We start from the raw sequence: 25,967 nt of genomic DNA on the forward strand, positions 1-25,967 counted from the left end.
CGGCCGCTGCGTGCCCGAGCGGTGGTAATGCCTTCCTGTGGCGAGGGAGCTTGCTCCCGCTGGGTGGCACTGCCACCCCAATGGCTGCACCTCTGTACCTCCCGGAAGCTCGCAGACTCAGGCTTTACGGCCGCTGCGCGCCCGAGCGGTGGTAATGCCTTCCTGTGGCGAGGGAGCTTGCTCCCGCTGGGTGGCACTGCCACCCCAATGGCTGCACCTCTGTACCTCCAGGAAGCTCGCAGACTCAGGCTTTACGGCCGCTGCGCGCCCGAGCGGGAGCAAGCTCCCTCGCCACACCGGGGGCTTCGGCCTGCCCGCTGATCCTTGCTATAGTCCGCCGCACATTGCCCGACAGCAGCCCTGTCGGGCTTTGTCGTTTCAGACAGTTCAAGGACCGGAACCATGGTAGAACAGCTCTATTGGCACGATATCGAAGACTCCCTGGGCCACTGGAGTGGCCTGGGTGTCGAGGTGGAACCGGGCCCCACGGACAAACCGCCGCTGTACCTGCGCACCGGCGACAATGCCCGGATCAAGCTGATGCACCACGACACGCCACTGTTCTGGGCCACCTTCGCCCGGGATCACGGCGGTGTCTGGCTGGTGCGCAACGCCCTGGCGGACGGCGCCGAATGCCGGCTGCTGGCGCCCATCGATTCACCCACGGTCGAGCAGTACGCAGCACTGGCTGCCGAGCAACGGATCAAGGCCTGGAGCCGCTATTTCGTCAGCCGTCTCAGCGAAAGCGCCCGGCACTTCCTCACCCCTGGTTTCTGGCTGGCCCAGAGCCTGCTGCCGGATCCCTCCAGCACCGCGCGCGGCCTGGACAACTGGCGCTTCAGCTCGGTGATCGACCCTTTGACCCACGTGCCCAGCTGGCACCTGTACGGCGAGGATTTTCTCGACAACCTGCAACCCCAGACCCTGGAGTGGATCGACTGGTGGCACGGCGGCGGCAAGCTCATCGGCCTGCACCGCGTCGACCCCCAGGCCGGGCGCCTGAAGTGGTGGCGCAAGAAGGCCCGAGAGGGCAGCCTGCCACCGGTGCTGTTGTGGTACGTCGGCGGACTGGCGTCCTACCTGGTGATCGATGGGCACTACCGTTTGCAGGCCGCCATCGCGGAAAATCTCGCGCCGTCCTTCATCGTCGTCAGTGCTACCCGCGCGCGGGAGTTCACGCCGAGCCTGGAACACCAGCAACGGGTCATGGATTCGCTGCGCAAGCGCGGCGACGCGGTGCCGCGCAACCAGGCCCTGAGTACCGAGAACCTCAACCGGGTGCTGATCCAGGCGTTCGACGACCGGCCGCAGTACCGCAGCGCTACCCCGGCCTGGGCCGGCAACGAGCCGGAAGCGCAGTGGTGCGACGAAGTGCGACAGTGCCTGGGCGGGCAGGGGCTGGCGGATGAGGTGGACGCGGTGATCGCCCGGCGGGGGTAGGGCGCTGGCGAACAGGTCTCCAAACCCTCTGCTATAGTCGCGCCCGTTCGCCGCAGGGCAGGTTGATGATTAGGGATCAGGGACAATCGTGGAACAGATTTTCTGGCGTGATATCGAGGATTTGGCCGGCCACTGGAACGGCCTCGGCGTGGACGTCAAGCGCCCCGCCAATGGCAAGCCGAACCTGCGCCTGCTCAGCGGCCACAACGAGCGCATGCAACTGGTACTGGGTGACCAGACCCTGCTCTGGGGCACCATGTCGCGCTGCCTCTACGGCGTGTGGCTGGTGCGCAATCACCTGCTCGAGCAATTGCCGCAAACCCTGGTCGACTCCATCGATTCCCCCATGGTGGAACAACAGGCGCGCCTTGATCCGGCGCTGCGCCTCAAGGCCTGGAGCCGCTTCTTCGTCCAGCAACTGATGCAGCACCAGCCGGACTTTTTCTACCCCGGCTACTGGCTGGTGCGGGCCCTGCGCCCGGAATCCCAGAAACCCATGCGACCCATGCTCACCGGCACCGAAGCCTGGTACTTCAAGGGCGGCGAAGATGCCCGGAGCCACATGGCGCAGTGGGCGATCCATGGGCGCAACATCCTCGACAACCAACAGCCCGGTGCGGCGCGCTGGGTCGAATTGTACGAGGGCGGCGGGGCGGTGGTCGGCCTGCACGCCGTGGACCCGCATTCCGGGCGCCTGAAATGGTGGCGCAAGAAAGCCCGCGAAGGCAGCTTGCCACCGATCCTGCTGTGGTACGTCAGCGGCCTGAACTGCCACCTGATCCTCGATGGCCATTGCCGCCTGCAGGCGGCCATCGATGAAAACCTGCCGCCGGAGTTCCTGGTGCTCAGTTCTCCACGGCTCTACCGCTATCGTCCGAATCCGGATGAACAACAGAAGGTGCTGGGGGCGCTGCAAGTGCAGGTCCAGCGCAAGAAGCTGGACACCGGGCGTTTCAACCAGCTGCTGATCAGCACCTTCGACGATCGGCCGTACCACGGTTTTGGTAGCCAGTCCTGGGCCGGCATCGCTTCGGAGCAGGTGTGGATCGACCAGGTCAATGGAATCCTGAAGGCGCGCGGTGACCTGAGCGACCTGGAGGAAATCCTCGAGCGCGAGGCGCCTGAAGAATACCGCTGAGCGTTTCCCCCCGGGATTTCCCGTGGCAACCTGGGTTTTGCAATGGCGAACGTTGATTTTCGCGACCGGCAAACTGGATAATGATAACAATTACCATTAGCGCGCCGGTCTCGATGCACAGTCCCGTAGACACCAAAGCCATAGTCGCCAACCTCTACAGCGAGAATTACCGCTGGTTGCGGGCCTGGCTGTATCGCCGATTGCAGTGTCCGCAGGATGCAGCGGACCTGACCCAGGACACCTTCGTGCGCACACTGACGGCCGGCCAGTTGGCCGATCTCAACGAGCCGCGGGCGTTTCTGGCCACCGTGGCCAAACGCTTGTTGAGCAATCTGTTTCGACGCCGCGCCCTGGAGCAGCAATACCTGTTGGAACTGGCGCGGATGCCGCAGGCCTTCAGCCCCTCCGAAGAAGATCTGGCGCTGGTGCGCGAAGCGCTGGAGTCGATCGATCGGCTGCTCGAAGGTTTGCCGCAACGGGTGCGCCATGCCTTTATCCTGCATCGTCTTGAAGGCCTGTCGCAGCCACAGATCGCCGAGCGCCTGGAGGTGTCCCTGGCGACCGTCGAACGCGACCTGCGACGGGCGTTCCTGCATTGTCTCAGCGAGTGCGCCGTATGAGCCGTACCGCTATCGAGCAAGCCAATCGCGCCGCGGTGGACTGGTTGCTGAAGCTTGAATCCAGCACACCGGGCGATGCCGTGCAGCAGGCCTTTGCCCACTGGTTGGCGCAGGGTGGTGAACATGCCGCTGCCTGGCAGCGAGTCAACGCCGTGCTGAGCCAGCCCTTGCAGCATCTGCAGGGCGCCGAGCAGCGCAGTCCCGGGCAACTGCAAGCGGCTAGCCGGGCCTTGCGTTCGCTGCCTGCACCCTCGCGGCGCAAGGTGCTGGGTGGTGGCCTGGCCCTGCTGTTGCTGGGCGGCGGCGCTGCCGGCCTGGTCAACCGCATGCTGCCCCTGGGCCATGTGTTGGCCGATCTGGATACCGCCACCGGCCAGCGCAGCGCCATGACCCTGGTCGATGGCAGCCGGATCCACCTGAATGCTCGCAGCGCGGTAGACATCCGCTTCGATGCCGTACAGCGGCGCATCATCCTGCGTGAAGGCACGGTGCAGGTCGATGTCGCTGCCGACCCTGCGCGGCCGTTTATCGTCGAAAGCCGCGATGGGCAGGTACAGGCCCTGGGCACGCGTTTCATGGTCAGCCGCAATGACCGCGGCAGCCTGGTTTCTGTGCAGCAGCACAGCGTGTTGCTGACCACCCCCCAGGGTCTCCAGCAGCGAATCGAGGCCGGGGACGCTTTCGCCTTCGATGGGCGAGGCATTGAGCGCCAGGCGCCCTCGCTGCGCACCCGGGTGGACTGGCTCGACGGCCGCATCGATGTGCGCAACGAGCCCCTGGGCGAGTTGATCGAGTTGCTGCGGCCCTACCGCAGCGGCCTGTTGCGCATCAGCCCAGAAGCGGCGCGAGTCCGGGTGTATGGGGTGTTTCCCCTGGATGACAGCGATCAGGTGCTGGTGTCTCTCGGCGAAACCCTGCCGATCCGGGTGACCCGCTATGGCTTCTGGCTGACCCGCATCGAGTTGCGCTGATTTTTTTCCAGAATAATGCCGGGACGATGAGGGGGTTGGGGTTTTCCCGTGTCCTGGTTATGGAAAGCCAACCTACAACGAGCCCTTTCCATGTCCCAGATTATTTTCCGTCCCAGCCTGCTGGCGATGGCTGTCGTTCTGAGTTATGCCGTGCTGCCCGCTGTCGTCCAGGCCGCGGCCGACCCGCAACAGGCCCAGGCCACCCGGTCGTTCGATCTGCCCGCCGGTGACCTGGGCGAGACCTTGAGCCACATCGCCCGGGACAGCGGCCGGGTGCTGTCGGTGGCCCCGGAGCTGCTCGCCGGCAAACGCGCGAGCCGGGTCAGCGGCCAACTGACCCCCGAGCAGGCCATGCAGCAGGCCCTGGCGGGCAGCGGCCTGGGCCTGACCACCACACCCAGCGGCACCTGGAGCCTCTACCTGTTGCCCACGGGGTCGACGCTGCAACTGCAACCGACCCATATCCAGGGCCAGGCCCAGGAGCAGGCCTGGGGGCCGGTGGACGGCTACGTGGCTACCCGCAGCGCCACCGCGACCAAGACCGACACGCCGATCCTGGAAATTCCCCAGACCATCAACGTGGTCACCGCCGATCAAGTGCAGACCCAGGGCGCGCGCAACCTGACCCAGGTCCTGCGCTACACGCCGGGGCTGAGTGTCAATGGCTACACCGACCGCAACACCATTGCCGACGAGATCACCAGCCGCGGTTTCGCCCCGACCCCGCTGTACCTCGATGGTGCCTACTTGCCGTATGCCGGCAGCCTTGGGGGCGCGCCGCAGATCGATCCCTACACCCTGGAGCGCATCGAGGTCCTCAAGGGGCCGTCATCGGTGCTCTATGGGCAGAACCAGCCCGGCGGCCTGGTGAACATGGTCTCCAAGCGTCCTGCCAGCACCGCCCAGCATCAGGTCAAGTTTGGCCTGGGCAGCTATGACCGAGTCAATGGCGCCCTGGACAGCAGCGGGCCGCTGGATGATCAAGGGGAGTTTTCCTACCGCCTGATCGGTGTGGCGAAGAAGGGCGGTGAGCAGGTGCTGCATACCAACAGCCAGCGCACCCTACTGGCGCCGAGCCTGAGTTGGAGTCCGAGCGATGCCACCCGCCTGACCCTGTATGCGCAGATCCAGCGTGACGACGGCCTCGCCGACTATCAGGCGCTGCCAATGATCGGCACCCTCAAGCGCGGCCCCGATGGACGCAAGATCGACCGTGACTTCTTCAACGGCGATTCGCGCTACAACGACTACAAGCGCGACCAGTACATCCTTGGCTATGACTTCAGCCAGGCCCTCAACGACGACTTGAAATGGCGCTCCACCGCGCGCTACATCGATGTGCGCGACCGTTACAAGGGGTTCTTCCTGCGGGGCTTCGTCACCGATGCTGGCGGCGTCACCGACTACACCCGGGCCACCCGTACCAAGCTCGACTGGCAACAGCACAACACCGCCTACACCCTGGACAACAACCTGGAGTATCGCTTCAACACCGGCGCTCTCGAACACACCGCCCTGGCCGGCGTGGACTACCGTCACTTCAACCGCAAGTACACCGGCTACAACGCCTATGGGGTATTGCCGGTGGACCTGTACGGCAAGAACAACTACGACACTGGCAGCGTCACCCCGGAGCTGACCACCCGCTGGGACAACACGATCAAGCAGACCGGTATCTATGCCCAGGACCAGATCAAGCTCGACCAGTGGATCCTGACCATCGGCGGCCGCCAGGATTGGGCCGAAGTGGAAAACAAGGATTTGCTGGCCCGCAGCATCGTCGAACAGCGCGATCATAAATTCACCGGCCGGGTGGGCCTGACCTACGTCACCGAGTTCGGCCTGGCGCCCTATGTCAGCTACTCCCAGTCGTTCCTGCCGACCGTGGGCACCGGGGCACCGGAGCGCGGTGCCAAACCTTTCAAGCCCACCGAGGGCGAGCAATATGAAGTGGGTGTGAAATACCAACCCTTCGACAAGACCCTGATGACCGCCTCGGTGTACCAGATCAAGCAGAAGAACGTGCTGACCGGCGACGTGGACAATCTCGAGTACCAGATCCAGGAAGGTGAGGTGCGCTCGCGCGGGGTCGAACTGGAGATCAAGTCCAGCCTGGAGAACATCGACCTGATGGCGGCAGCCACCTACATCGATTCGTTCTACACCAAGAGCAACTACGCCGAGAAAGGCAATCGTACCGAAGCCCAGGCCCCGGTATCGGCCAGTGCCTGGGTCGACTACCACTTCACCCAGGCGGCACTCAACGGCCTGACCTTCGGCGTGGGCGCACGTTACACCGGCAAGAAGCCGGGAGACTCGGGCAACACCTTCACCACGCCGGCCTATGTGGTGTACGACACCACCGTCAGCTATGACCTGGGCAAGCTCGATCCAAGCCTGCGCGGGCTGAAAAGCAGCCTCAACGTGCAGAACCTGTTTGACCGGGAATATGTCTCCGACTGCAACTACAACTTTGGCTGCTACTACGGCCAGGAGCGCGTGGCCTCGGTGGAAATGAGCTACGACTGGTAACCTTGGGCGAGCACCTTCGCGATGATTTTTTGTGGCGAAGGAGCAAGCTCCCTCGTCACCGAGAGGGCTTTATTTAGGGCCGAGGATCTGGGTCAGCTTGCCTGGGGCCGGAGCGCCTTGCTGCTGTTGCAGTTCGCCCTTGCTGTCGAGGTAGAAGATGGCCGGGGTGGCCGACAATTCCAGTTCTTCCATCAGCTTCATGTTGGCGTCGAGCTTGGCCTGCACCGCTGCGGGAATGCTGGCCAGGGGTTTCAGGGCGCTGCCCTTGCCGGCCTTTTCATGATCTTCCAGGGCTTTCTGCGGGTCCTTGGCGGCCAGCAGGGCGGCGGATTTGCCCGGGCTGTCTTCGCGGATGATGCCCACCAGGATGTGCCGCAGTTGTACCTTGCCGGCCTTGACCCAGGGCCGTGCCTGTTCCCAGAACATGTTGCAGTAGGGGCAGTTGGGGTCGCTGAACAGGTAGACGATGCGCGGTGCATCGGCCTTGCCGTCGGCGATCCAGCTGCTCTTTTCCAGGTTGCCCCAGACTTCCTTGGCCATCGGCGCGTAGACCAGCTTCTGCAACGGTTCGGCACTGAGGTCCTTGCCGTCGGCGTCGTACAGGTTGCCCAGCAGCACGTGCTTGCCGTCAGGGGTGAGGTACAGGGTCATGCCTCGGTTCTGGTACTGCGCGGCGTAGCCCTTGAGGCCGTCCGGGGCGTCGAAGCTGCCGATGATCTTGGCGCCTTTTTCCTCGATCTTGCGGATCGGCGCAGGCAGTTCTTCGGCCTGTAGCAGCGGGGCGTTGAGTAACGCCGCGCCCAAAGACAGGCTCAGCAGGTGGCGGATGAGGGGCATGGCTGTTTCCTTGAAGGGGCGACCGAAGTCGGGTGTGTGCCGTCGAAATTTTCCAGAGCCCGGGCCAGGCTGGCCTCGGACAACTCTCCCAGATGGCTGCCCAGCAGGCGGCCATCGGCGCTGTAGAACAGCGTAGTCGGCAGGGCCATGGAGCCCACGGCCTTGCCCAGGCGGCCACTGCCGTCGAACAGGACGTTGTCCAGGTTCAGCTCCTGGGTGGCGAGGAAGGTCGCGACGCTCTGCATGCTTTCGGCCTGGTTGACGAACAGGAAGGTCAGGTCCGGGCGCTGCTGCTGGGCTCTTTCCAGCACCGGCATTTCTCGCCGGCAGGGTGGGCACCAGGTGGCCCAGAGGTTGATCACCAGCGGGCCGCCCTGGTAGTCGGTGAGTTGCACGGTGTCACCGACGGCGTTGCGCAGGGCCACTTCCGGCAGGCGCGTGCCTTGGTCGTAGAGGCTCAGGGACAAGGTGGCCAGCAGCCAGAACGCCAGGCCGGTAACGATCCCGGCCCCGAGGGGGCGGCGCAGCGCCGGGCGTTTCCAGCCCCAGGCCAGGGCCGCCAGGAGCATGACGATCACCCCCGGCCAGGCGAGAAAACCACCGTCACGCAGGTCGATGATCATCCACAGGTCATGCCGGTAGTGCTTCCAGTAGGCGATGACGAAACTGACCCTGGCGGCGAGCATGCCAATCAGGAACAGTGAGAACAGTACCGACTCGGGGTTGTCACCGCCGCGCTTGGCCACGCGCCAGCCCACCAGGGTGGCCAGGGCCAGGGCACTGATCAGCAGCAGGTGATTGAGGGCGATGGCAAAGGTGCCGATGGTAAAGGTCAGCATCAACGAGCTTCCCGGGTCTGGGTCCAGCGTTGCAGGAAGGCGTCGGCATCCACTTCGCCGGTGATGCGCTGGCTGCGGCGCTCGCTGCCGTCCGGGCCGATCCACAGCATGCTCGGTGGCCCGGGCACCTTGTAGCGGCTCAGGAGTTCGCGGCCGTCGGCGTTGTCCAGGGTCACGTCCAGGCGCAGCAGGCGTACGCCCTTGAGGGCTTCCAGCACCTGGGGCTGGCCGAACACGGTCTTCTCCATGATCTTGCAGGACACGCACCAGTCGGCGTAGTAGTCCAGCAGCACCCACTGGCCCTGGGCCTGGGCGCTGTCCAGGGCGCTTTGCAACTCGGCAGGGGACTTCACGGTGCTGAAGGCATCATGGGCCGTGACGCTGCCGGCTACGCCGCCACCGCTGTAGATCTTCAGCGGCCGCCAGGGGTCGTCGCTGCCACCGGCGGCGCCCACCAGCAGCATGCCGCCCCAGACTCCGTACAGCAGCGCGACGGCTCCGAACAGGTGCACCAGGCGGCCGCTGATCGCCCGTTGCTGCCAGGTGCAGTAGGCCAATGCCAGGTTCAGGGCTCCCCACAAACCTATCCACAGGCTGGTATCCAGTACCGGACGCAGCATGTAGATGGCGGTACCGAGGAACAGGAAGCCGAACACGCCCTTGAGCAGATTCATCCACGGGCCGGGCTTGGGCAGGAAGCGATTGCCCAGGGTCACCAGCAGCAACAGCGGCAAGCCGATCCCCAGCCCCAGGGCGAACAGCGCCAGGCCGCCGAACAGGGCGTTGCCGGTCTGGGCGATGTACAGCAGGCCACCGGCCAGGGGCGCGGTCATGCACGGGCCCACCAGCAGGGCGGACAACGCGCCGAGGACGCCGCAACCGATCAGGCTGCCACCCTGGCGCTGGCGACTGGCGCCTTCCAGGCGGTCACGCAGGAACGCCGGCATCTGCAGTTCGAAGAAGCCGAACATCGGCAGTGATAGCAGCACGAACAGCGCGGCGAAGCTGCCCAGCACCCAGGGCTGCTGCAGCCAGGCCTGCAGGTTGCTGCCCAGCAGGGCGGCGATCACCCCCATGCCTGCATACACCAGGGCCATGCACAGCACATAGCTCGAGGCCAGGGCAAAGCCCCGGCGCGGGCTGGCGCCGCTGCCCACCACCATGCCGGCCAGAATCGGCAACATCGGCAGCGAGCAGGGGGCGAAGGCCAGCAGCAGGCCGAAGCCGAAGAAGGCCAGCAGGCCGAGGCCCCAGGATTTCTGTTGCAGGTCATTGGCTAGCAACTGGTCCTGGGCCGAGCCATTGCTGGTGGCGGCGATGTTGCTGGTGGCCACCGCCGACGCACCACCCAGGTCCACTTCCAGGGTTTGCGGCGGGTAGCACAGGCCGGCGTCGGCACAGCCCTGCCAGCCCAGCTTGATCTTGCCGCTGGCGGCTGCCGGCAGCTTCACTTCCAGGCCTTGGCGATACACCGTCTGGTCGCCGAAAAATTCGTCGCTGTGGGCTTCGCCCGACGGCAGGCTCGGCTGCTGCTCCGGTGGCAGGCCGTCGAACTTCAGGCGTTTCTGGTACAGGTAGTAGCCGTCGGCGATCTGCCAGAACAGCTGGGTCTCCCCCGAGGGCAGGCGTTCGGAGGTGAACACGAAGGCCTGGCCCACCGGTAGGAAGTCGGGCTTGACCTCGAACGGGTTGTTGCCGGCGTGCGCCAGGGTGGTGAGGAGCATGAACAACAGGATGAACAATCGACGCATGGTCAAGCCTTAAGCCGGTGCAAGTTGCGAGCACAATGGCCGGCCCTGATTAACCGATGATTAACCATACTTGGCTTGTGGCCGGGAAACGGCGGGCATAATGTCCGCTTAATCCACTGCCCGCCTAATCAACGCCTTTGTTACGGGACCGACCATGCACGTACTTGTCTGTGAAGATGATGAGCTGATTGCCAGCGGGATCGTCGCTGGCCTCACGGCCCAGGGCCTGACGGTCGAGCATGTGGCGACCGCTTCGGCGGCGCGGGCCATGCTCGGCGTGGCCGATTTCGATGTGATGGTACTGGATCTTGGCCTGCCGGATGAAGACGGTTTGAGGCTGCTCAAGCAGCAGCGCCAGCAAGGCCTGGAGATTCCGGTGCTGATCCTTACCGCCCGCGATTCGGTGACCGACCGGGTCGATGGCCTGCAGGCCGGTGCCGACGATTACCTGCTCAAGCCCTTCGACCTGCGCGAGCTGGCGGCGCGCCTGCACACTCTGCTGCGCCGGGTAGCGGGACGCAGCGTCAACCTGATCGAGCATGGGCGCCTTACCTATGACCCCAGCACCCGGGAAACCCTGCTCGGTGGCCAGCCGGTGGACCTCTCGCGGCGCGAGCAATCCTTGCTGCAGGCGCTGTTGCACAACCGCGGCCGGGTACTTTCCAGCGAGCAACTCAAGGACAGTGTCTACGGCTTCAACGATGAGCTGGAGAGCAACGCCCTGAATGTGCACATCCATCACCTGCGTCGCAAGCTCGGCAACGGCATCGTCGAAACCGTGCGCGGCCTGGGTTATCGCCTGGGCCCGGCCGACGGCGAGGAGAACCGCTAAGTGAGGAGCCTGCGCCTGCGCCTGAGCATGACCCTGGGCGCTGCCTTCATCCTGATCTGGGCCCTGGCTGCGGCCTGGATGCTCAGTGACCTGCGCAACCAGATGATGTTTTCACTGGACCAGCGCCTGGTGGCTTCGGCGCGGATGGTCGGTGGCCTGCTGGAGCAGATGCCGGCGCTGCCGTCCCATGGCCCGAGCAACCAGATCAACAGCGCGGCCCTGGCCATTCCCGGCGGCATGGCCTGCCAGGTCAGTTCCCTGCGCGGGCAGATCCTGGCCCGCAGCCACAGCACTCCGGAGCACCCGCTGGAAGCCGAGAAGCTGGGCTTTCACGACCAGATGATCGATGGCGCGCCCTGGCGCACCTTCACCCTGGTACGCGGCGATATGCGCATCACCACCGCCGACCGCCAGGTGGAGCGCGAAGCCCTTAACCTGTCGATCCTGCTGGCCGCTTCGGTGCCGGTGGGCGTGGCCTTGCTCGGTTGCCTGTGGCTGCTGTGGCTGGGGATCGGCCAGAGCCTAGCGCCGCTGAACCGGATTCGCGACGCGCTGATGCGTCGCAGCGCCGATTCCCTGGAGCCGCTGCAGATCCAGCCCATGCCCAGCGAGCTGCGCCCACTGCTGGAAACCCAGAACCAGCTATTCCAGCGCATCGCCAAGACCATCGAGCGCGAACGCCGCCTGACGGGTGATGCCGCCCACGAACTGCGCAGCCCGCTGACCGCGATCAAGACCCACCTGCAAGTGGCGCGCATGACCGAAGGCGCGGCTCGGGACCAGTCCCTGGCGCGGGCCGAGGAGGGCGCCGATCGCATGCACCGGACCCTGGAGCAACTGCTGTTGCTGGCCCGGGTGGAGGGCAGCCTGTCGTTCGATGACGGCGTGCATTGCACTGCCGAACAGGTAGCGCGCCTGGCGATCCAGGACGCCGCCGTGGGCGCCCGGGCCCGGGTCAAGCTGCATATGGAAGGCAAGGCCGGCGAGGCGCCGGTGGACATGCCCTCGACCCTGGCCATCGCGGCCTTGCGCAACTTGCTGGACAACGCCCTGCGCCACACGCCGGATGAATGCCCGGTGGAACTGAACCTGGAGGTCGTTGGCGGCCGCGTGCGTTTCCAGGTGCGCGACCATGGCTCGGGCATTCCCGCCGGAGACCTGCAGCACCTGACCCAGCGTTTCTGGCGTGACAGCCAGAGCAGCGGCTGTGGCCTGGGCTTGGCGATTGTCCAGGCGATTGTCCAGCGCTGCGCTTGCGACCTGCATTTCGACAGCCGGCCCGACGGCCTGCGAGTGGAGTTGACCCTGCCGGCCCGGCGCGCCTGAGCGTTTCTGGCCCGCAACGGGCCTTTGTGCAATTTCCCGATCCAAGGTGTAAATCCCGACCCTGCTGGTGCGTTTTCAGAACAGGAAAGCCTGTCAATGCGCACCCCCACCTGGCTGCGCATCCGGCCGGTGGCCGTTTTGCTCAAATTGCAGCGTGAGGGTTCCACAAATGTCAGCCGTTACCAGCCTTATGGAAGATCAGCCGGTGGGCCTTGTCGCCCCTGCGGCCGAGACGCTTTATCAGTTCGACGAGTCGCCCCTGCTGGCTCGCCAGAATCGCCAGGAATCCAATGCCCGCAGCTACCCGCGGCGGATTCCCCTGGCGCTCAAGCGGGCCAGCGGTATCCACGTCGAGGATGTCGAAGGGCGCCGCTTCATCGATTGCCTGGCCGGCGCAGGGACACTGGCCCTGGGCCACAATCATCCGGTGGTGATTGCCGCGATCCAGCAGGTGCTGGCCGATGAGCTGCCGTTGCTGACTCTGGACCTGACCACGCCGGTCAAGGACCAGTTCGTCCAGGACCTCTTCGGCCTACTGCCCGAGGCCCTAGCCGCCGAGGCCCGGATCCAGTTCTGCGGACCGACCGGCACCGATGCGGTGGAGGCTGCCTTGAAGCTGACCCGCACCGCCACTGGCCGCAGCACCGTGCTGTCGTTCCAGGGGGCGTACCACGGCATGAGCCAGGGCGCGTTGAGCCTGATGGGCAGCCTGGGGCCGAAACGGCCGCTGGCTGGCCTGTTGAACAATGGCGTGCAGTTCCTGCCGTTTCCCTATGATTACCGCTGCCCGTTCGGGCTTGGCGGCGCCGCAGGCGTCAAGGCCAATCTGAACTATCTGGAAAACCTGCTGACCGATCCCGAGGCCGGCGTGACCCTGCCCGCGGCAGTGATTGTCGAGGCTGTGCAAGGCGAGGGCGGTGTGATCCCGGCCGATCTGGATTGGCTGCGGGGCTTGCGCCGCATTACCGAGAAGGCCGGGGTGGCGTTGATCGTCGATGAAATCCAGAGCGGTTTCGGGCGGACCGGCAAGATGTTCGCCTTCGAGCACGCCGGAATCATCCCGGACGTGGTGGTGATGTCCAAGGCCATCGGCGGCAGCCTGCCGCTGGCGGTGATGGTCTATCGCGACTGGCTCGACACCTGGCAGCCAGGCGCCCATGCCGGCACTTTCCGTGGCAACCAGATGGCCATGGCCACCGGTTCCGCGGTGATGCGATATCTCAAGGAACACCGGGTGACCGAACATGCGGCGGCCATGGGCGAGCGTCTACGCGAGCATCTGTCGATCCTGCAGCGCGACTACCCGCAACTGGGTGACGTGCGGGGTCGCGGCCTGATGCTTGGCGTGGAGTTGGTGGACCCGGCCGGTACGCCGGACGCTTTGGGGCATCCGCCGCAGCATCAGCGCCTGGCGCCGCTGGTGCAGCGCGAGTGCCTCAAGCGCGGCCTGATCCTGGAATTGGGCGGGCGTCATGGCAGCGTGGTGCGTTTCCTGCCGCCGCTGGTGATCACTGCGGCGCAGATCGACCAGGTGGCGGAGATCTTCAGCAAGGCGGTGGCGGCCGCGGTGGCCAGCCTCTAATTTTCCGTCGCCCTGGTTCGTTCCTTCTACAGCATCGCCGTGCCCCGGGTGCGGCGACACTCATTCAGTGATGGAGACAAGCAATGACTTCCGTATTCGACCGCGACGACATCCTGTTCCAGGTAGTGGTCAACCATGAAGAGCAATACTCGATCTGGCCTGATTACAAGGCCGTGCCACAAGGCTGGCGCACCGTGGGCAAGAGCGGCTTCAAGAAAGAATGCCTGGCCTACATCGAGGAGGTCTGGACCGACATGCGTCCACTGAGCCTGCGTCAGAAGATGGACCAGCAGGCCGTGGCCGGCTGATCCTCGGCACCTGCGGTGCCTGCCAGGCAGCGCGAGGCTGAGAAAAGGGCCGCTGGTCCTTCAGCCTCGCCAAACGCAAAAAAGCCTGCTGAACCCTAGCGTTCAGCAGGCTTTTTCATGCCCGGCCCTCAGGCCCTGCGCTTGACGGCCTGCAGGGTGTAGCTCAACGGCAGGCGCCATGGCGCCTCCTTGAGTCGCCACTCGCCGAAATCATCGACGTCCATCTGCCCGGGCAGGGCTTCCCAGGGAATGCTCTGGTGTTCCACCAGGCCGGTGATCTCCAGGCCTTGGGCCAGCAGGGCGCTGATGATTTCGCCCAGACCATGGTTCCATTCGTGGGTCACCGTGGCCTTGAGCGCCTCGCTGGTTTCGACGTAGGTGTTTTCGTCGTCCCAGACCAGTGGCTGGTGGTATTCAAAGTAGGGAAACTCTACCTGCAGCGAGTCACTGTGTTCTTCGTTGAGTGCCCAGAGCATCGGATGGCCTTCACGGATGAACAGCCGTCCACCCGGCTTGAGCAGCGCGCTGACGGCCTGAGCCCAGGGCTCGATCTGTGGCAGCCAGCACAGGGCGCCGATGCCGGTGTACACCAGGTCGAACGTCTGTTCGGGCAGCACCTGCGCAGCCTTGTAGACCTCGGATTCGACGTAGTCGATTGGCGTTTCGCAGCGCAGCGCCAACGTGCGGGCTTCGGCCAGCGAGGCGCACGAAAAATCCAGCCCGCTCATCTGAGCGCCGAGGCGTGCCAGGGACAGGGTGTCGGTGCCGATATGGCATTGCAGATGCACCCCGCGCAGGCCGCGGATATCGCCCAGCAGCGGTCGGTCGAACTGCACCACGTCCGACAGGTAGTCGGGCTCATCGATAAAGCGCTGGACTGCATAATCGGGCGACGCGGCGTGGAGGGGCGCGCGCTCATCCCAGTTGGTCCGGTTGAGGTCGAAGGAGTCGCTCATGGTGCAGATTTCCTGTCTGGGCATCATTGACGGCCAGCAGACTAGCACCGGGAAACAACTGCGATCTTGAGGGAATATGTAAGCGCCGCCGCCTTGCCCGCTGGTTCGCCCGGCCCTGTAGCCGGTGCCTGGCCCGCGAACGGTCTAGGGGCACTCCGTCGCAGGGACGTAGAGTTTTCAAGACCGCTGGAGGTTCGACGGGAAATCGCCAGGCAAGGTCCTGCGGACCTTTGCGCAGCCTCGCAGGCTCGGCAGCGGCTACAGGATCAGGTTTGCGGGGCCAGGGCCTGGATGATCTTCTGCTGGTTGGTTTCCAGTTCGCTGGCTGGGTCGGCGCTGTCGGTTTCCAGGACCAGCAGCTGGCTGCCGCCGGCGGTGATGGTGGCCTTGACCGCATCGGATGGCTGGCGATGGTGCAGCACCAGTGCCACGTCGTTGTCCTTGAGCCGTGCCTGCAGTTTCTTCAGGGCTTCGGGCGTCCATTCGTTGTCGGCCCGGGCGTCCACCTCCAGCAGCTCCAGGTTCAGGCCGCCGATCAGGTAGCCGAAGTGTTCGGAGAGGCTCAGCACACTGAGGTTGTCGGCCTCGGCCAGGCGCGCTTCGCTGTCGGCGCTGAGCTTGAGCAGGCGTTGTTTCAAGCCGGCCAGGTTGCTCTCGATCCGGGGCTTGGCCTCGGGGGCCAGGCGGACCAGGTCGGCCGCCAGCACATCGGCCATGCGCCCCAGGTTGTTGCTCGACAGCCAGGGCTGGGCGTTCAGTCCGTCGCTTTTGCCCGGTTGCAGCGCGACGCCGGGCAGGGCGCCGTCCACGGGGCGTGCGGCGTCGATTTCGACGATACGGATATTGCTGCGCCGGGCGTTGGGGTACAGCGGGTCGTCCGGCCAGATCGAGCGCAAGCCGATCACTGCATCTGCGCCCTGTGCCAGCTTGCCCAGGGCCGGAGCGCCGCGTCCGGTGAAGTAGGCGGTCTGCCGCGAGCCTGGCAAATTGGCCGGGGCCGCCCGTTCCAACTGGATGTCCGTGCCTTGCAGGAGGAGCTGGCCGAGGCCGAAGGTCACCGGCAGGGAAGCCAGCACCGTCAGCGGTTTGCTTGAGGTGGCGCGGTGCAGCGCCGTGTTGCCCATGCCGTGGTTGGCTACCACGCGCATCGGTTCGAAGTGGTCACGCTCGGCCAGGGCCGGGCTGCTGATCAGCCCGCCAAGAACCAGGGCCAGGGCCAGGCGATGCAGCGGCAGGAGAGGTAATGAGTTGTGCATTTATCCGATATTCCCTTTCAGGCTGGGGACGGTGCCGCGGGCGATGGCGGCCAGGGCGAAGCAGATGCCGGCCACCAGGATGATCGCGGCGCCGGAGGGGACCGGCAGGTCGAAGACGATGGGCAGCAGGATGCCGCACAGGGTAGAGACGGTGGCAATGCTCACCGAGATCCAGAAGAAGCCCTTGAGCGACTGGCTGAGCAGGCGCGCCGCCGCAGCCGGGATCACCAGCAGGGCGCCGACCAGGATGGCGCCGATGACTTTCACTGCGGCCACGGTGATCAGGGTCACCAGGATGACGAACAGGTAGTCCAGGGTCTTCACCGCGACCCCGCGCACCGCGGCCAGTTGCGGGTTGAAGCTGGCCAGCATGATGCGGTTGTACAACGGCAGGCTCAGGCCCAGTACCAGCGAACCGACGATCAACAGCACCAGCAGGTCGTTGCCGTTGACGGTGAGTACCGAGCCGAACAACACGTTCTCGAGGATGTGCACGTTGATCTTGCCGGCCAGGATCAGCAGCAGGCTGGCACCCAGGGCCAGGGATACCGAGAGGAACACCCCAATCAGCGTATCCGGGGCCAGGCCGGTGCGGTTGCGCAGGTAGTTGAGCAGGATGCCGAACAGCAGGCAGTAGCCGAACAGGCTGCCATAGGGGCCGGTGTAGGGCTCGCCCAGCAGGATGCCGATGGCTACCCCGGTGAGGGCCGCGTGGCCCACGGCTTCGGAGAAGAAGGCGAAGCGCTTGACCACCACCAGGGTGCCCAGGCCGCCCAGTACCGGGCCGATCAGCAGGCCAGCGAGCAGGGCGTTGACCACAAAACCATAGGCCAGGGCTTCCGGCAGGTAACCGGAAGAAGCCCAGCCCTGGACCATCAGGCGAAAAGCTTCGTAACTCATCAGATGGCGCTCCCGCCGGCACGTGGATGGGTGGAAAACAGGCTGAGCAGGCGCTCGGGGGTGAGGGTCTGCTGCGCCGGGCCGTCGAACAGCACCTGGCGGTTGAGACCGGTGACCCGGTCGGCCAGGCGACCTACGGCCTCCAGGTCGTGCTCGATCCACAGCAGGGTGATGCCGCTCTGGCGCCAGTCCTGGAGCAAGCGTTCGAAAACCTGGGCTCCCGCCTCATCCAGGGCCGACATGGGTTCGTCCAGTACCACCAACTGCGGTGCCGGGATCAGGCCCTGGGCCAGCAGCACCCGCTGGCGTTCGCCACCGGACAGGGCGCCCATGCGTCGCTTGCGCTTGTCCTGCATGCCGACCCGCTCCAGGGCTTCGCCGATCGCCTGGGCGTAGTGCCGGCTGAGACCGAGGAAAGCCGGGCGGCGCTGGCACATGGCAGCCATGAAGTCGTCCACGGTCATGGGCAGGCCACGGTCGAACTCCAGGGCCTGGGGCACGTAGCCGATGGTGCCCGGGGCATCCGGCCACTGCAGGCGCAGCTCGCCCTGGTGGGGCATCTGCCCCAGCAGGGTCTTGATCAACGAACTCTTGCCGCCGCCATTGGGCCCCACCAGGGCATGCACGCTGCCCGGCTGCACCTGGAACGTCACCTGGTCGAGGATGGTGGTGCGGCCGAGGGTAAGGCTGACCTGGTCGAACTCGATGGCCGGGCCCCGCAGCAGGGTCTCGATGGCGGTCATGCGCCGGCCTCCTGGATGGCCCGGACCACGGTGTCGAGGTTGCCCTTCATTTCCTTTTCGTACTTGTCGGCGCTGTAGTCGCCGTAGGAAATGTGTGACAGCGGGTAGAGCTTGACCCCGGATTCGCGCTGGATGGTGTCGACGTAGGTGGACGGAAAGTCCATCTCCGAGAAGATCACCTTGACGTCCAGTTCGCGCAGCTGGTCGATGGTCTTCTTCAACTGGCTGGGGCTGGGCTCGATACCGTGGGCAGGCTCGACCACGGCGGTGACTTCCAGGCCGAATTCGCGCAGCAGGTAGTCGTAGGCGGCGTGCACGGTGGCCACCCGCAGATCGGCATTGGGTGCCTGGGTCAGCTTGGCCAGGGCGTCGGCGCGCATCTGTCGCAGGCGCTTGCCATAGGCGCGGGCGTTCTGGGTGTAGACCTTGGCATTGGCCGGGTCCATCTTGCCCAGTGCCCGGGCAATGTTGTTGACCTGGGCGATGGAGGCGCTGATAGACAGGAAGGTATGCGGGTTGACCACCTTGCCGGCACCCCGGGCGGCGATGCCGGTGGCGGCCAGCAGCGGCACGTTCTCATTGGCCTCGATCACCGGGATGTCAGGGCGCTCGCTGGTGGCGATCATGCGATCGGCGAAGTCGTCATGGCCCACGCCATTGAGCACGATCACGTCCAGGGTGCCGATGCGCTTGATGTCTTCGGCCCGAGGCTCGTAGGCATGGGGGTTGAAGCCAGCCGGAATCAGCGGCACCACCTCGGCCTTGTCGCCCACGATGTTGGCGACATAGCTGTAATAGGGGTGCAGGGTGATGCCGATGCGCAGGCGCTTGGCCGTATCGGCGCTGGCCAGGGGGCTGAGGACCAGGGCGAGCAAGCTGACCAGCAGCACCTGCAGGAATGAGCGGCGTTGAGATGAAATGGGCATGGGCTAGTGTTCTTCTCTCGGGGAAATGCATGGACTCAGTGGCGGTGCTGGCGGGTCACTCCGGCATCGAATTGCGCGACCACCTGCAGCCAGCCAGCAGCGATCAGCTGTTGTTCGCCAAGGTTGTCGGGGGCGGCAGGCGAAGGGTTGCGGTTGAGCCAGATGTCGACCCTGGCGCTGTCTTCGAGGTCGATGCGCATCAGGAAGGAGCCCGCGACCTGGGGGTTCTGGCTCAATCCCAGGTAGGCCTGGTCCAGCACTTGCCAGGCGTGGCCGCCACGACTGACCGAGCTGGCGTCCTGAGCAAACGGCGCGAAGCCTTCCTCGGCCAGTTGCCCGGGGGTGGGCAGCGCTTGTCCTTCGGCTTGCAGCAGGTGGATCTCGTCGAGGGTCACTCGCAGGTCGGCGTAGATGCCTTGTTCGCCGGCGCTCAGGTCGCGTCGTGCGTCCAGTTGGTGGGCGGCGACCCTGCTGCTGGTGTCGGTTTCGCCATGCCACAGCACCACGCTGGCGGCCGTGCACAGAATCAGCAGGCAGAGCAGCAGGACGTAGAGGGTTTCATGGCCGGCGCCGGCGGGGCGCACGACCTGGGTGGTGGCAGGGGTCATGGGGCCTCGATATCCGCTTGGTCGATCTCGACGACGTGGCCGGGGCCGGCATCGAACAGTACGTAGAACTCACTGGAGGGCTTCTTGAAGGTCAGGGTCGAATCGGTCCCCAGCTTGCCGGGCACCAGGATGGTTTCGTCGTAGCCGATCACATCCAGGGTCACGCCCGGTGCGCCACTGCCATCGGAAAACCCGCCCGTGCAGCGGATCTGCTCGGCGTCGATGGCCTTGCATTCGCACATGGGGTTGTGGGCCAGGGCGCTGTGGCTGAACGCCGCGCCGGCCAGCAGCAGGGCTGCGGCGCCGACGCGTCGGGTGAAGAGTGCGCGGATCATGGTTTGCCTCCTTGTTTTTCGAGCCAGGCCACGGTAGCCGGCGAAGCCTGGCGCAGGGGAATGGCCGCTTGGTGCATGCTGCCGTCCCAGCCTTCCATGGTGATCCACAGTTCAGCGTCGGTCTTGGTCTTTTCCGGGATCGGCAGGCTGGCGCCCATGCGGTAGGGACTGCCGAAGAAGATCACCCCGGCGGCCCGCAGGCTGCGAGGCTTGCCGATGCGCAGGTAGGTGGCCTTGACCGGATCGATACAGGCCTGGCACAGGGCGGCGTTAAAACTCTTCAGGTAACCGGCGGGTCCGTCGCTGCGAGGTGGCTCGATGCGCATTTCCGCCAGGCGCAGGCTCCAGGGGCCGACCTGGACTTCACCTATCTCGCGCTCGCCCAGGCCGCTGTCGCCACGAAACAGTGCGGCATCGGCGAAGTACTTGGGCATGAAACCCAGGGGAATCAGTACCAGCAGGATGTTCAGGTGGAAGCGCCACTTGTGCCAGAGCCGGCTCAAGGGGGAGTCCGGGGTGGCGGTCTGGGTCTTGCTCACAGGGGGCTCTCCGAGGTTTCTCTGCCCAGGACCGGGGCGGGATTGCGGTTGGGGCGTGCGCGGGCGGCCTTTTCCTCGCGCTTGAGGGCGTTGGCGGTGGCCAGGGCGGTGCGCTTGGTCCAGATCAGCAGGCCGCTGAGGACCATCATGCTCAGCACCAGGCCGAAGAAGAACCAGATCAGCTTGATCCAGATTCCGCCGAAATCACCGGTATGCAGGGGACGCATCGATTCGGTGACGAACTCCAGAGTGGAGCGGTCGCCCAGCAGGTACGAGGAATCCAGGGAGCCGGTGTAGGGGTTGATGTTGGCGGTCTGGAACATCAGTGGATACCAGCCGCGCCCGCCGACGAACAGATGGCTGTAGGCGTTGCTTGGCAAGCTGACGAAGCTGATGTCGAAGCCGGGGATCTTCTGGGTGGCGGTGCCGATGGCCTGATCCAGGCTGATCATCGGAGCCGGGGTGCCGTCGGCACTGACCGGTACCTGTTCCCGGGCGATTACCGGGACGATGGGCTCGCTGGAGATGCTGATGTGGTTGTCCGAGAGTGTCGCCTCGATCAGGAACCACGTGCCGGTGATGGAAATTACCGCGATGAACCAGATCGACCAGATGCCGCTCAGGCGGTGGAAGTCGCCCCAGAAGATCCGTGCGCCATGGCGCAGGCGCAGGGTCGGCTTGAGGAAACCCTTCCAGAATTTCTTGTAGACCACCAGGCCTGTGATCAGCGAGATCAGCATCGGCAGGCCCAGCAAGGACACCAGGTACCAGCCCCAGCTGTAGCCGTTGGTGAAGGGCACAAGCCACCAGCCGTGCAGGGCGCGGGTGAACGCCTGGAAGTCGAAATCCGGGCTGGTGCCCTGGATCGCCCCGCTATAGGGATTGACGTAGAGCGTTGGCGAGCGGCCATCTGGGTAGCTGACCCTGACACTTAGGGCAAAATGGCTTTCGTCCGGAGTGATGATGGTCTGCACCTGGGTCTGGGGTTCGGCGCGTTTGATGGCCTGGACGATCTGGTCGTAGTTGAGGGGCTGGGCGTCATCGGTGGGTTTGCTGGCGCGGACATCGGGATTGGCCAGCCAGACGATCTCCTGGCTGACCACCGCCAGGGTGCCGGTGACGCAGACGATCAGCACAAAGAACCAGATGGGCAGTGCCAGCCAGCTGTGCACCAGAAACCAGATTTTTGAACGGGATTTCTTCGACATTGAATGGACGTCTTGATTCGAGGAGTGGAGCGGCACTGGAACCGTGGCCGAGCCTGATGCAGTTCGCGCCGGGCATGGCCATGGCCAACGCGGCCTGCTGCATCTAATTAAGACGAATGAGAATCGTAAATCCCGAAAGGTGATATGAAAGTAAATGTTTCAGAGCGGATTCAAACCCAGGGGATTTTCGACGTGGCGGGCGGGAAAGCCGCAGGGCTCGAGGCTGGGCTGACCGGCGCCAGCCCCTGTGGATGCTGGCGCCGGGGGGAATCAATGGGGCTGTTGCTGGAACAGTTGTGCAGCGCGCTGGTGGATTTCCTCGACGCTCAGGTCTTCCTTGCGGGTGGCGATAAACCAGATATGGCCGAAGGGGTCGCGCAGGCTGCCACTGCGATCACCATAGAACTGGTCCTTGATCGGTGATGCCTCACTGGCGCCGGCGGCAATGGCCCGGGCGAAGACACTGTCCACATCCTCGACATATAAATGCAGGCCTACCGAAGTCTTGTGGGTGTCCGGACTCTCCATCGGGGTCTCGTCGCAGGGGGTGCCGAGCATGATGGCCGAGCCGCCGATACGCAGTTCGGCATGCCCGACGCTGCCGTCGGGCATGTCCAGGCGCATGGTCTGTTCGGCCCCGAAGGCCTTCTTGTAGAACTCGATGGCCTCGGCGGCGCGCCGGATACCCAGGTAAGGGGTGACGCCACTGAAGCCTTCGGGAATGGGTTTGACGCTCATGGTGGGGCTCCTTGTTCTTGTTGTTGGAAGCGAATCGAGCAGGTTTCACTCTATACCCGGGATGTTGCAGGACCGGGACGAGCCGACGAGGTGTTGTCCAGGCAACATCGCCGCGCTGTTCTCCGGGCTACAGCGGTTCGGCACCTGGTCCCGCTGTCGATGAGTGCTTTCTTGGGCGTGTCGGGACTGTCCCGCCTTTGAGGGCGCTCGCGATTCTTCGCGCGACGGGCGGCCACCGCCTTGGGCGAGGTTGCTAGGACGGCAGATTGTCGGTGGGGGCGTCGGGCTCCAGCAGCCGGGCTCCCGGGCCGGCTTCCCCGAGATAGTCGCCCTGATTGCGCAGCGGGCAGCCGTCCATCGACAGGCAGCCGCAGCCGATGCACAGGTTCAGGCGTTCACGCAGCAGGCTCAGTTGCTGGATGCGTGCGTCCAGCTCGCGGCTCCATTGCTCGGACAGGCGCTGCCAGTCTGCAGCGCTGGGCGCGCGATCATCGGGCAGGGTGGCCAGGGCTCGGCCGATCTCCGCCAGGGGTATGCCCAGGCGCTGTGCGACCTTGATCAGCGCCACCCGACGCAGCACCCAGCGTGGGTAGCGGCGCTGGTTGCCCTGGTTGCGCTGGCTCTTGATCAACCCCTTGGTTTCGTAGAAATGCAGCGCGGTCACCGCCACGCCGCTGCGAGTCGCCAACTGGCCGACGGTGAGTTCCTTGTGCAGGGTGTCGTGATCGATCATCGGGGCACCGAAAGTTGAAAAAACAGGCTTGACCTTTACTTAACTGGAGGTTTTACCCTGCCGTACATCCAATCGCAAGAACCTCTCCGCAGTAGGGAATGACCCATGAGCGCCTTTGAAAGACACCGCAGCTTTACCCAATTGATCGAGTTCGAGATCGAGCCTCATCAGCAAGAAGCCCTGGTATCGGCCCTGGCAGCGCAGAGCGAATGCCTGGCACTGGGGTATGACGGCTTTCTCAGTGCCAGCGTGCAAGCCAGCGATGACGGTCGCCGGGTGCTCAATTACCTGCAATGGCAAACCCGCGAAGCCGGCGAGGCGGCATTCCAGCGTTTCGAAAGTGGTGAGCAGGATTTCTGGCAGTTGCTCCTGGCGTACCAGGCCAAGACCGTGACCTTCGGTTCGTTCCAGGTGCGCACGAGCATCGCCCGCAGCCACGACGATGCGTTGCACTGCCACCTGCCAGGCTAGATCGAAAGCTGCAGGATGCGTTCGCTCAGAGTGTCGACAGGACGGCGCTTGTTCACGGCCAGTTCGCCGATGCGGATCAGTCGGCTGCGGGTGACGTTACGGCTCAGGCCCAGCAGGTTGGCGGTGTGGACCTGGTTGCAGTGACTGAAACGGTAGGCCGCGCGCAACAGGGTGTCCTCGACTTTCTCGTGCAGGGCACCGGCCTGTTCCTCGAACAGTTTCTGGAAGGCGCGCTCCAGCAGGCCTTCGGCCGAATCATCGGGCCCCGCGTGGTGATCGTCGGCCCGCTCAATGCGCATGTTCGACAAACGCAGGTCGCCCTGGGCGATGACGCCGTTGCGGCAGATCAACAGGGTGTGGTGGATGACGTTTTCCAGTTCGCGGATGTTGCCCGGCCAGCTGTAGTGCTTGAGCTTGTGTTCGGCCTCCGGGCTGATGCTGACGTTGCCGTAGCCCAGGCGCTGGCTGTAGGCCTCGATGAAATGCCGGGTCAGCGGCAGGATGTCGCCGGGACGCTCGCGCAGTGGGCTCAACTCCAGGCTGACCACATCCAGGCGGTAGTACAGGTCTTCACGAAAATGCCCGGCATTGATGGCCTTTTCCAGTTGTACGTTGGTGGCGGCCAGCACCCGTACATCGATGGGGATGCTCTTGCGCGAACCCAGGCGCACCACTTCCCGTTCCTGCAGCACGCGCAGCAGCTTGACCTGGATAGCCATGGGCAGGTCGCCGATCTCGTCGAGGAACAGGGTGCCGCCATCGGCCTCCTCGAACCAGCCGGCCTTGGCGCTGAGGGCACCGGTGAACGCGCCTTTTTCGTGGCCGAACAATTCTGCTTCCACCAGGGATTCCGAGAAGGCGCCGCAGTTCACTGCCACGAACGGCCGGTTGCGCCGGGCGCTGAGGTTGTGGATATGCCGTGCCACCAGCTCTTTGCCGGTCCCGGTCTCGCCGATGATCAGCACACTGGCTTCGCTCGGTGCCACCTGTTGCAGGTGAGCCAGCAGGGCCTGGGATTTCGGGTCCTCGAACACCTGGGCGGTGGCACGGATCGAGGTCGCGAGGGCGGGCGAGGGGGGCAGGGTCAGTAGCTGCATGGGCATTCTCCTCAGGCAGAAGGCTAGGAATAGAAGGTCGGGGTTGGCTGGACCTGGTTCAGCGCCCAGTCGCCCAGCTCATGGAGCTTGTAATCCAGCGGGTCGTGCAGGGTCTGGGTGCGCAGGTTGCGCCAATGCCGATCCAGGCCCAGGGATGCATGGGTCGAGCGGGCCCCGGTGACCTCGAACAACCGGCTGCACAGCTCCAGCCCCTGGCGGCTGGCGGCGACCTTGGCGGTGGCGATGGCCGTGGCCAGGTGTCCCCGTTCTTCGGCGCTCAAGGCGGGGCCCTTGGCCCAGGCCTGGTCGAGCAGGGTCGCGGCACGCTCCACCAGCAGGCGAATGCCCTCCAGCGCGACCCAGAACTCGCCGTAGTGGCTGAGGATGTAGGGATCCTGATGTGCCTCCCGGGCGCTGGAGCGGTGCCAGACCCGGGTTTCACCGAGGGTGTATTGCCGGGCCTCGGCGAAGGCGCCTTCGGCGATCCCGAGGAACATGTGGGTGAAAGTCAGTTGCGCGATCAGCGGGCGCAAGCAGGCGAAGGGCGTACTCAGAGGCCCTGGGTCGAGCAACAGTTCGGATTCCTCGACTCGCACTCGCTCGAAGGTGGCGCTGCCGCTGTCGGTCTGGCGCTGGCCCATGTTGTTCCAGTCGTGGTGCAGGGTAATGCCGCTGCGGCCGCTGGGAATGGCGGCGATCAGGAGCTTGCCGCCGTTGCTTTCATCTACTGCCGAGGCGATGAGCATTTCCGAATCGCTGGCCCCGGAGCAGAAGCTCTTCTTGCCCGAGAACTCGCGCCAGCCGCCCAGGTTCTTGACCACCGTACGGGTGTCCAGCGGGTTGAGGGCATTGCCCCAGAACCAGTTTTTGCGTGCCGTCTGCTCGAACCATGGCTGCCATTGTTCGGGCCGGGCGAACAGGCGCACGGTGGCCAGCATCAGATGATGGAAGCCGAAGACATGGGCGATGGAGCTGTCGACCCTGGCGAACTCCCGGACGATCTCCAGGGTTTCGCTCCAGCAGGCGCCCAGGCCGCCGAACTGACGGGGAATGCTCAGGGCCAGCAAGCCGCTCTGGCGCAAGGCGTCGCGCTCGGCCTTGGGGGTGCCGCCGCGCTCGTCGCGCTCGACAGCGGTCAGGGCAAACTCGGCGGCCAGTTGGCGGGCGGTCTGCAAGGGGGACAACAGGGCGCTTTGCGGTGTGGCAGTCACGCGGTGTTCCTCGTTCTTGGCCGTTGCAGCGGCCGTGGAAAGGGCTGTTCAGGGCCGTTGCTGGTGCCGG

The 25,967-nt window shown here is 65.0% G+C and carries 26 protein-coding genes; 10 read left to right on the forward strand and 16 right to left on the reverse strand.

Translation table 11 applies throughout. The features are described 5' to 3' along the window. The first annotated feature begins 402 nt into the window (after nt 1-402). The 5 genes from LGQ10_RS29015 to LGQ10_RS29035 all read left to right on the forward strand — a co-directional run bounded on the left by LGQ10_RS29015 (nt 403) and on the right by LGQ10_RS29035 (nt 6,701). Nucleotides 403-1,440 carry a hypothetical protein gene (locus tag LGQ10_RS29015; protein WP_226523939.1) on the forward strand — a complete coding sequence of 346 codons (1,038 nt, stop codon included), beginning with the start codon at nt 403-405 and terminating at the stop codon, nt 1,438-1,440. Between the two features lie 88 nt (nt 1,441-1,528). Further along, the gene (locus tag LGQ10_RS29020) at nt 1,529-2,578 is read left to right on the forward strand and encodes a hypothetical protein (protein ID WP_226523940.1); all 1,050 of its coding nucleotides are present in this window, start codon (nt 1,529-1,531) and stop codon (nt 2,576-2,578) included. Between the two features lie 113 nt (nt 2,579-2,691). Next, the gene (locus LGQ10_RS29025; protein ID WP_226523941.1) at nt 2,692-3,198 is read left to right on the forward strand and encodes a sigma-70 family RNA polymerase sigma factor; all 507 of its coding nucleotides are present in this window, start codon (nt 2,692-2,694) and stop codon (nt 3,196-3,198) included. After that, nucleotides 3,195-4,169 carry a FecR domain-containing protein gene (locus LGQ10_RS29030; RefSeq protein WP_226523942.1) on the forward strand — a complete coding sequence of 325 codons (975 nt, stop codon included), beginning with the start codon at nt 3,195-3,197 and terminating at the stop codon, nt 4,167-4,169. Before LGQ10_RS29025 ends, LGQ10_RS29030 begins: the two co-directional genes overlap by 4 nt. A 90-nt stretch (nt 4,170-4,259) precedes the next feature. Next, a complete protein-coding gene (locus tag LGQ10_RS29035; RefSeq protein ID WP_226523943.1) occupies nt 4,260-6,701 on the forward strand; it encodes a TonB-dependent siderophore receptor in 2,442 nt (813 codons plus the stop codon). A 69-nt stretch (nt 6,702-6,770) separates the two neighbouring features. Here the strand turns inward: LGQ10_RS29035 and dsbG are convergent, their stop codons facing one another. The 3 genes from dsbG to dsbD are packed head-to-tail and all read right to left on the reverse strand — an operon-like array spanning nt 6,771 to nt 10,128. After that, nucleotides 6,771-7,538 carry a thiol:disulfide interchange protein DsbG gene (dsbG, locus tag LGQ10_RS29040; RefSeq protein ID WP_058437391.1) on the reverse strand — a complete coding sequence of 256 codons (768 nt, stop codon included), beginning with the start codon at nt 7,536-7,538 and terminating at the stop codon, nt 6,771-6,773. Continuing rightward, complete coding sequence (locus LGQ10_RS29045) at nt 7,514-8,377, reverse strand: TlpA disulfide reductase family protein (protein ID WP_226523944.1); 864 nt, start codon at nt 8,375-8,377, stop codon at nt 7,514-7,516. The genes dsbG and LGQ10_RS29045 overlap by 25 nt, the downstream gene beginning before the upstream one ends. After that, entirely contained in the window at nt 8,377-10,128 is a 1,752-nt protein-coding gene (dsbD, locus tag LGQ10_RS29050) for a protein-disulfide reductase DsbD (protein ID WP_226523945.1), read from the reverse strand. Before dsbD ends, LGQ10_RS29045 begins: the two co-directional genes overlap by 1 nt. A 154-nt stretch (nt 10,129-10,282) precedes the next feature. Between dsbD and LGQ10_RS29055 the strand changes: the two genes are divergently transcribed. The 4 genes from LGQ10_RS29055 (at nt 10,283) to LGQ10_RS29070 (ending at nt 14,176) form a co-directional block, all read left to right on the forward strand. Further along, on the forward strand, nt 10,283-10,960 hold the full coding sequence (locus tag LGQ10_RS29055; RefSeq protein WP_058435363.1) for a response regulator: 678 nt from the start codon (nt 10,283-10,285) through the stop codon (nt 10,958-10,960). Then, complete coding sequence (locus LGQ10_RS29060; protein ID WP_058435362.1) at nt 10,961-12,286, forward strand: ATP-binding protein; 1,326 nt, start codon at nt 10,961-10,963, stop codon at nt 12,284-12,286. It abuts the gene before it with no gap. Nucleotides 12,287-12,455: 169 nt separating this feature from the next. Beyond that, the gene (locus LGQ10_RS29065; protein ID WP_226523946.1) at nt 12,456-13,868 is read left to right on the forward strand and encodes an aspartate aminotransferase family protein; all 1,413 of its coding nucleotides are present in this window, start codon (nt 12,456-12,458) and stop codon (nt 13,866-13,868) included. An 83-nt stretch (nt 13,869-13,951) separates the two neighbouring features. Further along, the gene (locus LGQ10_RS29070; RefSeq protein WP_058435360.1) at nt 13,952-14,176 is read left to right on the forward strand and encodes an MbtH family protein; all 225 of its coding nucleotides are present in this window, start codon (nt 13,952-13,954) and stop codon (nt 14,174-14,176) included. Nucleotides 14,177-14,304: 128 nt separating this feature from the next. On the opposite strand, the gene LGQ10_RS29075 is transcribed toward LGQ10_RS29070, so the two are convergent. The 11 genes from LGQ10_RS29075 to soxR form a co-directional block, all read right to left on the reverse strand. Beyond that, nucleotides 14,305-15,132 carry a class I SAM-dependent methyltransferase gene (locus LGQ10_RS29075; RefSeq protein WP_058435359.1) on the reverse strand — a complete coding sequence of 276 codons (828 nt, stop codon included), beginning with the start codon at nt 15,130-15,132 and terminating at the stop codon, nt 14,305-14,307. 266 nt (nt 15,133-15,398) lie between these two features. Then, nucleotides 15,399-16,388: a metal ABC transporter solute-binding protein, Zn/Mn family gene (locus LGQ10_RS29080; RefSeq protein ID WP_058435358.1), complete on the reverse strand. Its 990-nt coding sequence runs from the start codon at nt 16,386-16,388 to the stop codon at nt 15,399-15,401. Beyond that, nucleotides 16,389-17,288 carry a metal ABC transporter permease gene (locus LGQ10_RS29085; RefSeq protein ID WP_226523947.1) on the reverse strand — a complete coding sequence of 300 codons (900 nt, stop codon included), beginning with the start codon at nt 17,286-17,288 and terminating at the stop codon, nt 16,389-16,391. Next, on the reverse strand, nt 17,288-18,031 hold the full coding sequence (locus LGQ10_RS29090; protein ID WP_058436378.1) for a metal ABC transporter ATP-binding protein: 744 nt from the start codon (nt 18,029-18,031) through the stop codon (nt 17,288-17,290). Before LGQ10_RS29090 ends, LGQ10_RS29085 begins: the two co-directional genes overlap by 1 nt. Beyond that, nucleotides 18,028-18,957 carry a metal ABC transporter substrate-binding protein gene (locus LGQ10_RS29095; protein WP_226523948.1) on the reverse strand — a complete coding sequence of 310 codons (930 nt, stop codon included), beginning with the start codon at nt 18,955-18,957 and terminating at the stop codon, nt 18,028-18,030. Before LGQ10_RS29095 ends, LGQ10_RS29090 begins: the two co-directional genes overlap by 4 nt. A gap of 35 nt (nt 18,958-18,992) precedes the next feature. Beyond that, a complete protein-coding gene (locus LGQ10_RS29100; RefSeq protein ID WP_226523949.1) occupies nt 18,993-19,565 on the reverse strand; it encodes a DUF6162 family protein in 573 nt (190 codons plus the stop codon). Next, nucleotides 19,562-19,900, reverse strand: a complete 339-nt coding sequence (locus LGQ10_RS29105) for a hypothetical protein (RefSeq protein WP_226523950.1) — start codon at nt 19,898-19,900, stop codon at nt 19,562-19,564. Before LGQ10_RS29105 ends, LGQ10_RS29100 begins: the two co-directional genes overlap by 4 nt. After that, nucleotides 19,897-20,439, reverse strand: coding sequence for a thiamine pyrophosphate-binding protein (locus tag LGQ10_RS29110; protein WP_226523951.1), 543 nt, complete (start codon nt 20,437-20,439; stop codon nt 19,897-19,899). The genes LGQ10_RS29105 and LGQ10_RS29110 overlap by 4 nt, the downstream gene beginning before the upstream one ends. Then, nucleotides 20,436-21,647 (reverse strand): PepSY-associated TM helix domain-containing protein, encoded by a 1,212-nt coding sequence (locus LGQ10_RS29115; RefSeq protein WP_226523952.1) that lies wholly within the window; start codon nt 21,645-21,647, stop codon nt 20,436-20,438. Before LGQ10_RS29115 ends, LGQ10_RS29110 begins: the two co-directional genes overlap by 4 nt. Nucleotides 21,648-21,917: 270 nt before the next feature. Then, nucleotides 21,918-22,385, reverse strand: coding sequence for a VOC family protein (locus LGQ10_RS29120; protein WP_058435448.1), 468 nt, complete (start codon nt 22,383-22,385; stop codon nt 21,918-21,920). A 253-nt stretch (nt 22,386-22,638) separates the two neighbouring features. After that, nucleotides 22,639-23,118 carry a redox-sensitive transcriptional activator SoxR gene (soxR, locus tag LGQ10_RS29125; RefSeq protein ID WP_226523953.1) on the reverse strand — a complete coding sequence of 160 codons (480 nt, stop codon included), beginning with the start codon at nt 23,116-23,118 and terminating at the stop codon, nt 22,639-22,641. A 105-nt stretch (nt 23,119-23,223) separates the two neighbouring features. Here soxR and LGQ10_RS29130 point away from each other — a divergent pair, with 105 nt between their 5' ends. Further along, a complete protein-coding gene (locus LGQ10_RS29130) occupies nt 23,224-23,589 on the forward strand; it encodes an antibiotic biosynthesis monooxygenase (protein WP_226523954.1) in 366 nt (121 codons plus the stop codon). On the opposite strand, the gene LGQ10_RS29135 is transcribed toward LGQ10_RS29130, so the two are convergent. Further along, nucleotides 23,586-24,686, reverse strand: a complete 1,101-nt coding sequence (locus LGQ10_RS29135; RefSeq protein ID WP_058435445.1) for a sigma-54 interaction domain-containing protein — start codon at nt 24,684-24,686, stop codon at nt 23,586-23,588. The genes LGQ10_RS29130 and LGQ10_RS29135 overlap by 4 nt on opposite strands. A gap of 23 nt (nt 24,687-24,709) precedes the next feature. Then, nucleotides 24,710-25,897, reverse strand: a complete 1,188-nt coding sequence (locus LGQ10_RS29140; protein ID WP_058435444.1) for an acyl-CoA dehydrogenase family protein — start codon at nt 25,895-25,897, stop codon at nt 24,710-24,712. Between the last annotated feature and the right edge of the window lie 70 nt (nt 25,898-25,967).

It is taken from the genome of Pseudomonas sp. L5B5 (genome assembly GCF_020520285.1).
GTDB lineage: Bacteria > Pseudomonadota > Gammaproteobacteria > Pseudomonadales > Pseudomonadaceae > Aquipseudomonas.

What these genes read in the sequence shown, in the direction of transcription:
- LGQ10_RS29115 (WP_226523952.1), bottom strand. Translation starts at nt 21,647, where the DNA reads ATGTCGAAGAAATCCCGTTCAAAAATCTGGTTTCTGGTGCACAGCTGG.
- LGQ10_RS29065 (WP_226523946.1), top strand. Translation starts at nt 12,456, where the DNA reads ATGTCAGCCGTTACCAGCCTTATGGAAGATCAGCCGGTGGGCCTTGTC.
- dsbG (WP_058437391.1), bottom strand. Translation starts at nt 7,538, where the DNA reads ATGCCCCTCATCCGCCACCTGCTGAGCCTGTCTTTGGGCGCGGCGTTA.
- LGQ10_RS29095 (WP_226523948.1), bottom strand. Translation starts at nt 18,957, where the DNA reads ATGCCCATTTCATCTCAACGCCGCTCATTCCTGCAGGTGCTGCTGGTC.
- LGQ10_RS29025 (WP_226523941.1), top strand. Translation starts at nt 2,692, where the DNA reads ATGCACAGTCCCGTAGACACCAAAGCCATAGTCGCCAACCTCTACAGC.
- LGQ10_RS29085 (WP_226523947.1), bottom strand. Translation starts at nt 17,288, where the DNA reads ATGAGTTACGAAGCTTTTCGCCTGATGGTCCAGGGCTGGGCTTCTTCC.
- soxR (WP_226523953.1), bottom strand. Translation starts at nt 23,118, where the DNA reads ATGATCGATCACGACACCCTGCACAAGGAACTCACCGTCGGCCAGTTG.
- LGQ10_RS29030 (WP_226523942.1), top strand. Translation starts at nt 3,195, where the DNA reads ATGAGCCGTACCGCTATCGAGCAAGCCAATCGCGCCGCGGTGGACTGG.
- LGQ10_RS29075 (WP_058435359.1), bottom strand. Translation starts at nt 15,132, where the DNA reads ATGAGCGACTCCTTCGACCTCAACCGGACCAACTGGGATGAGCGCGCG.
- LGQ10_RS29015 (WP_226523939.1), top strand. Translation starts at nt 403, where the DNA reads ATGGTAGAACAGCTCTATTGGCACGATATCGAAGACTCCCTGGGCCAC.
- LGQ10_RS29070 (WP_058435360.1), top strand. Translation starts at nt 13,952, where the DNA reads ATGACTTCCGTATTCGACCGCGACGACATCCTGTTCCAGGTAGTGGTC.
- LGQ10_RS29120 (WP_058435448.1), bottom strand. Translation starts at nt 22,385, where the DNA reads ATGAGCGTCAAACCCATTCCCGAAGGCTTCAGTGGCGTCACCCCTTAC.
- LGQ10_RS29045 (WP_226523944.1), bottom strand. Translation starts at nt 8,377, where the DNA reads ATGCTGACCTTTACCATCGGCACCTTTGCCATCGCCCTCAATCACCTG.
- LGQ10_RS29105 (WP_226523950.1), bottom strand. Translation starts at nt 19,900, where the DNA reads ATGATCCGCGCACTCTTCACCCGACGCGTCGGCGCCGCAGCCCTGCTG.
- LGQ10_RS29135 (WP_058435445.1), bottom strand. Translation starts at nt 24,686, where the DNA reads ATGCAGCTACTGACCCTGCCCCCCTCGCCCGCCCTCGCGACCTCGATC.
- LGQ10_RS29090 (WP_058436378.1), bottom strand. Translation starts at nt 18,031, where the DNA reads ATGACCGCCATCGAGACCCTGCTGCGGGGCCCGGCCATCGAGTTCGAC.
- LGQ10_RS29035 (WP_226523943.1), top strand. Translation starts at nt 4,260, where the DNA reads ATGTCCCAGATTATTTTCCGTCCCAGCCTGCTGGCGATGGCTGTCGTT.
- LGQ10_RS29055 (WP_058435363.1), top strand. Translation starts at nt 10,283, where the DNA reads ATGCACGTACTTGTCTGTGAAGATGATGAGCTGATTGCCAGCGGGATC.
- LGQ10_RS29080 (WP_058435358.1), bottom strand. Translation starts at nt 16,388, where the DNA reads ATGCACAACTCATTACCTCTCCTGCCGCTGCATCGCCTGGCCCTGGCC.
- LGQ10_RS29100 (WP_226523949.1), bottom strand. Translation starts at nt 19,565, where the DNA reads ATGACCCCTGCCACCACCCAGGTCGTGCGCCCCGCCGGCGCCGGCCAT.
- LGQ10_RS29130 (WP_226523954.1), top strand. Translation starts at nt 23,224, where the DNA reads ATGAGCGCCTTTGAAAGACACCGCAGCTTTACCCAATTGATCGAGTTC.
- dsbD (WP_226523945.1), bottom strand. Translation starts at nt 10,128, where the DNA reads ATGCGTCGATTGTTCATCCTGTTGTTCATGCTCCTCACCACCCTGGCG.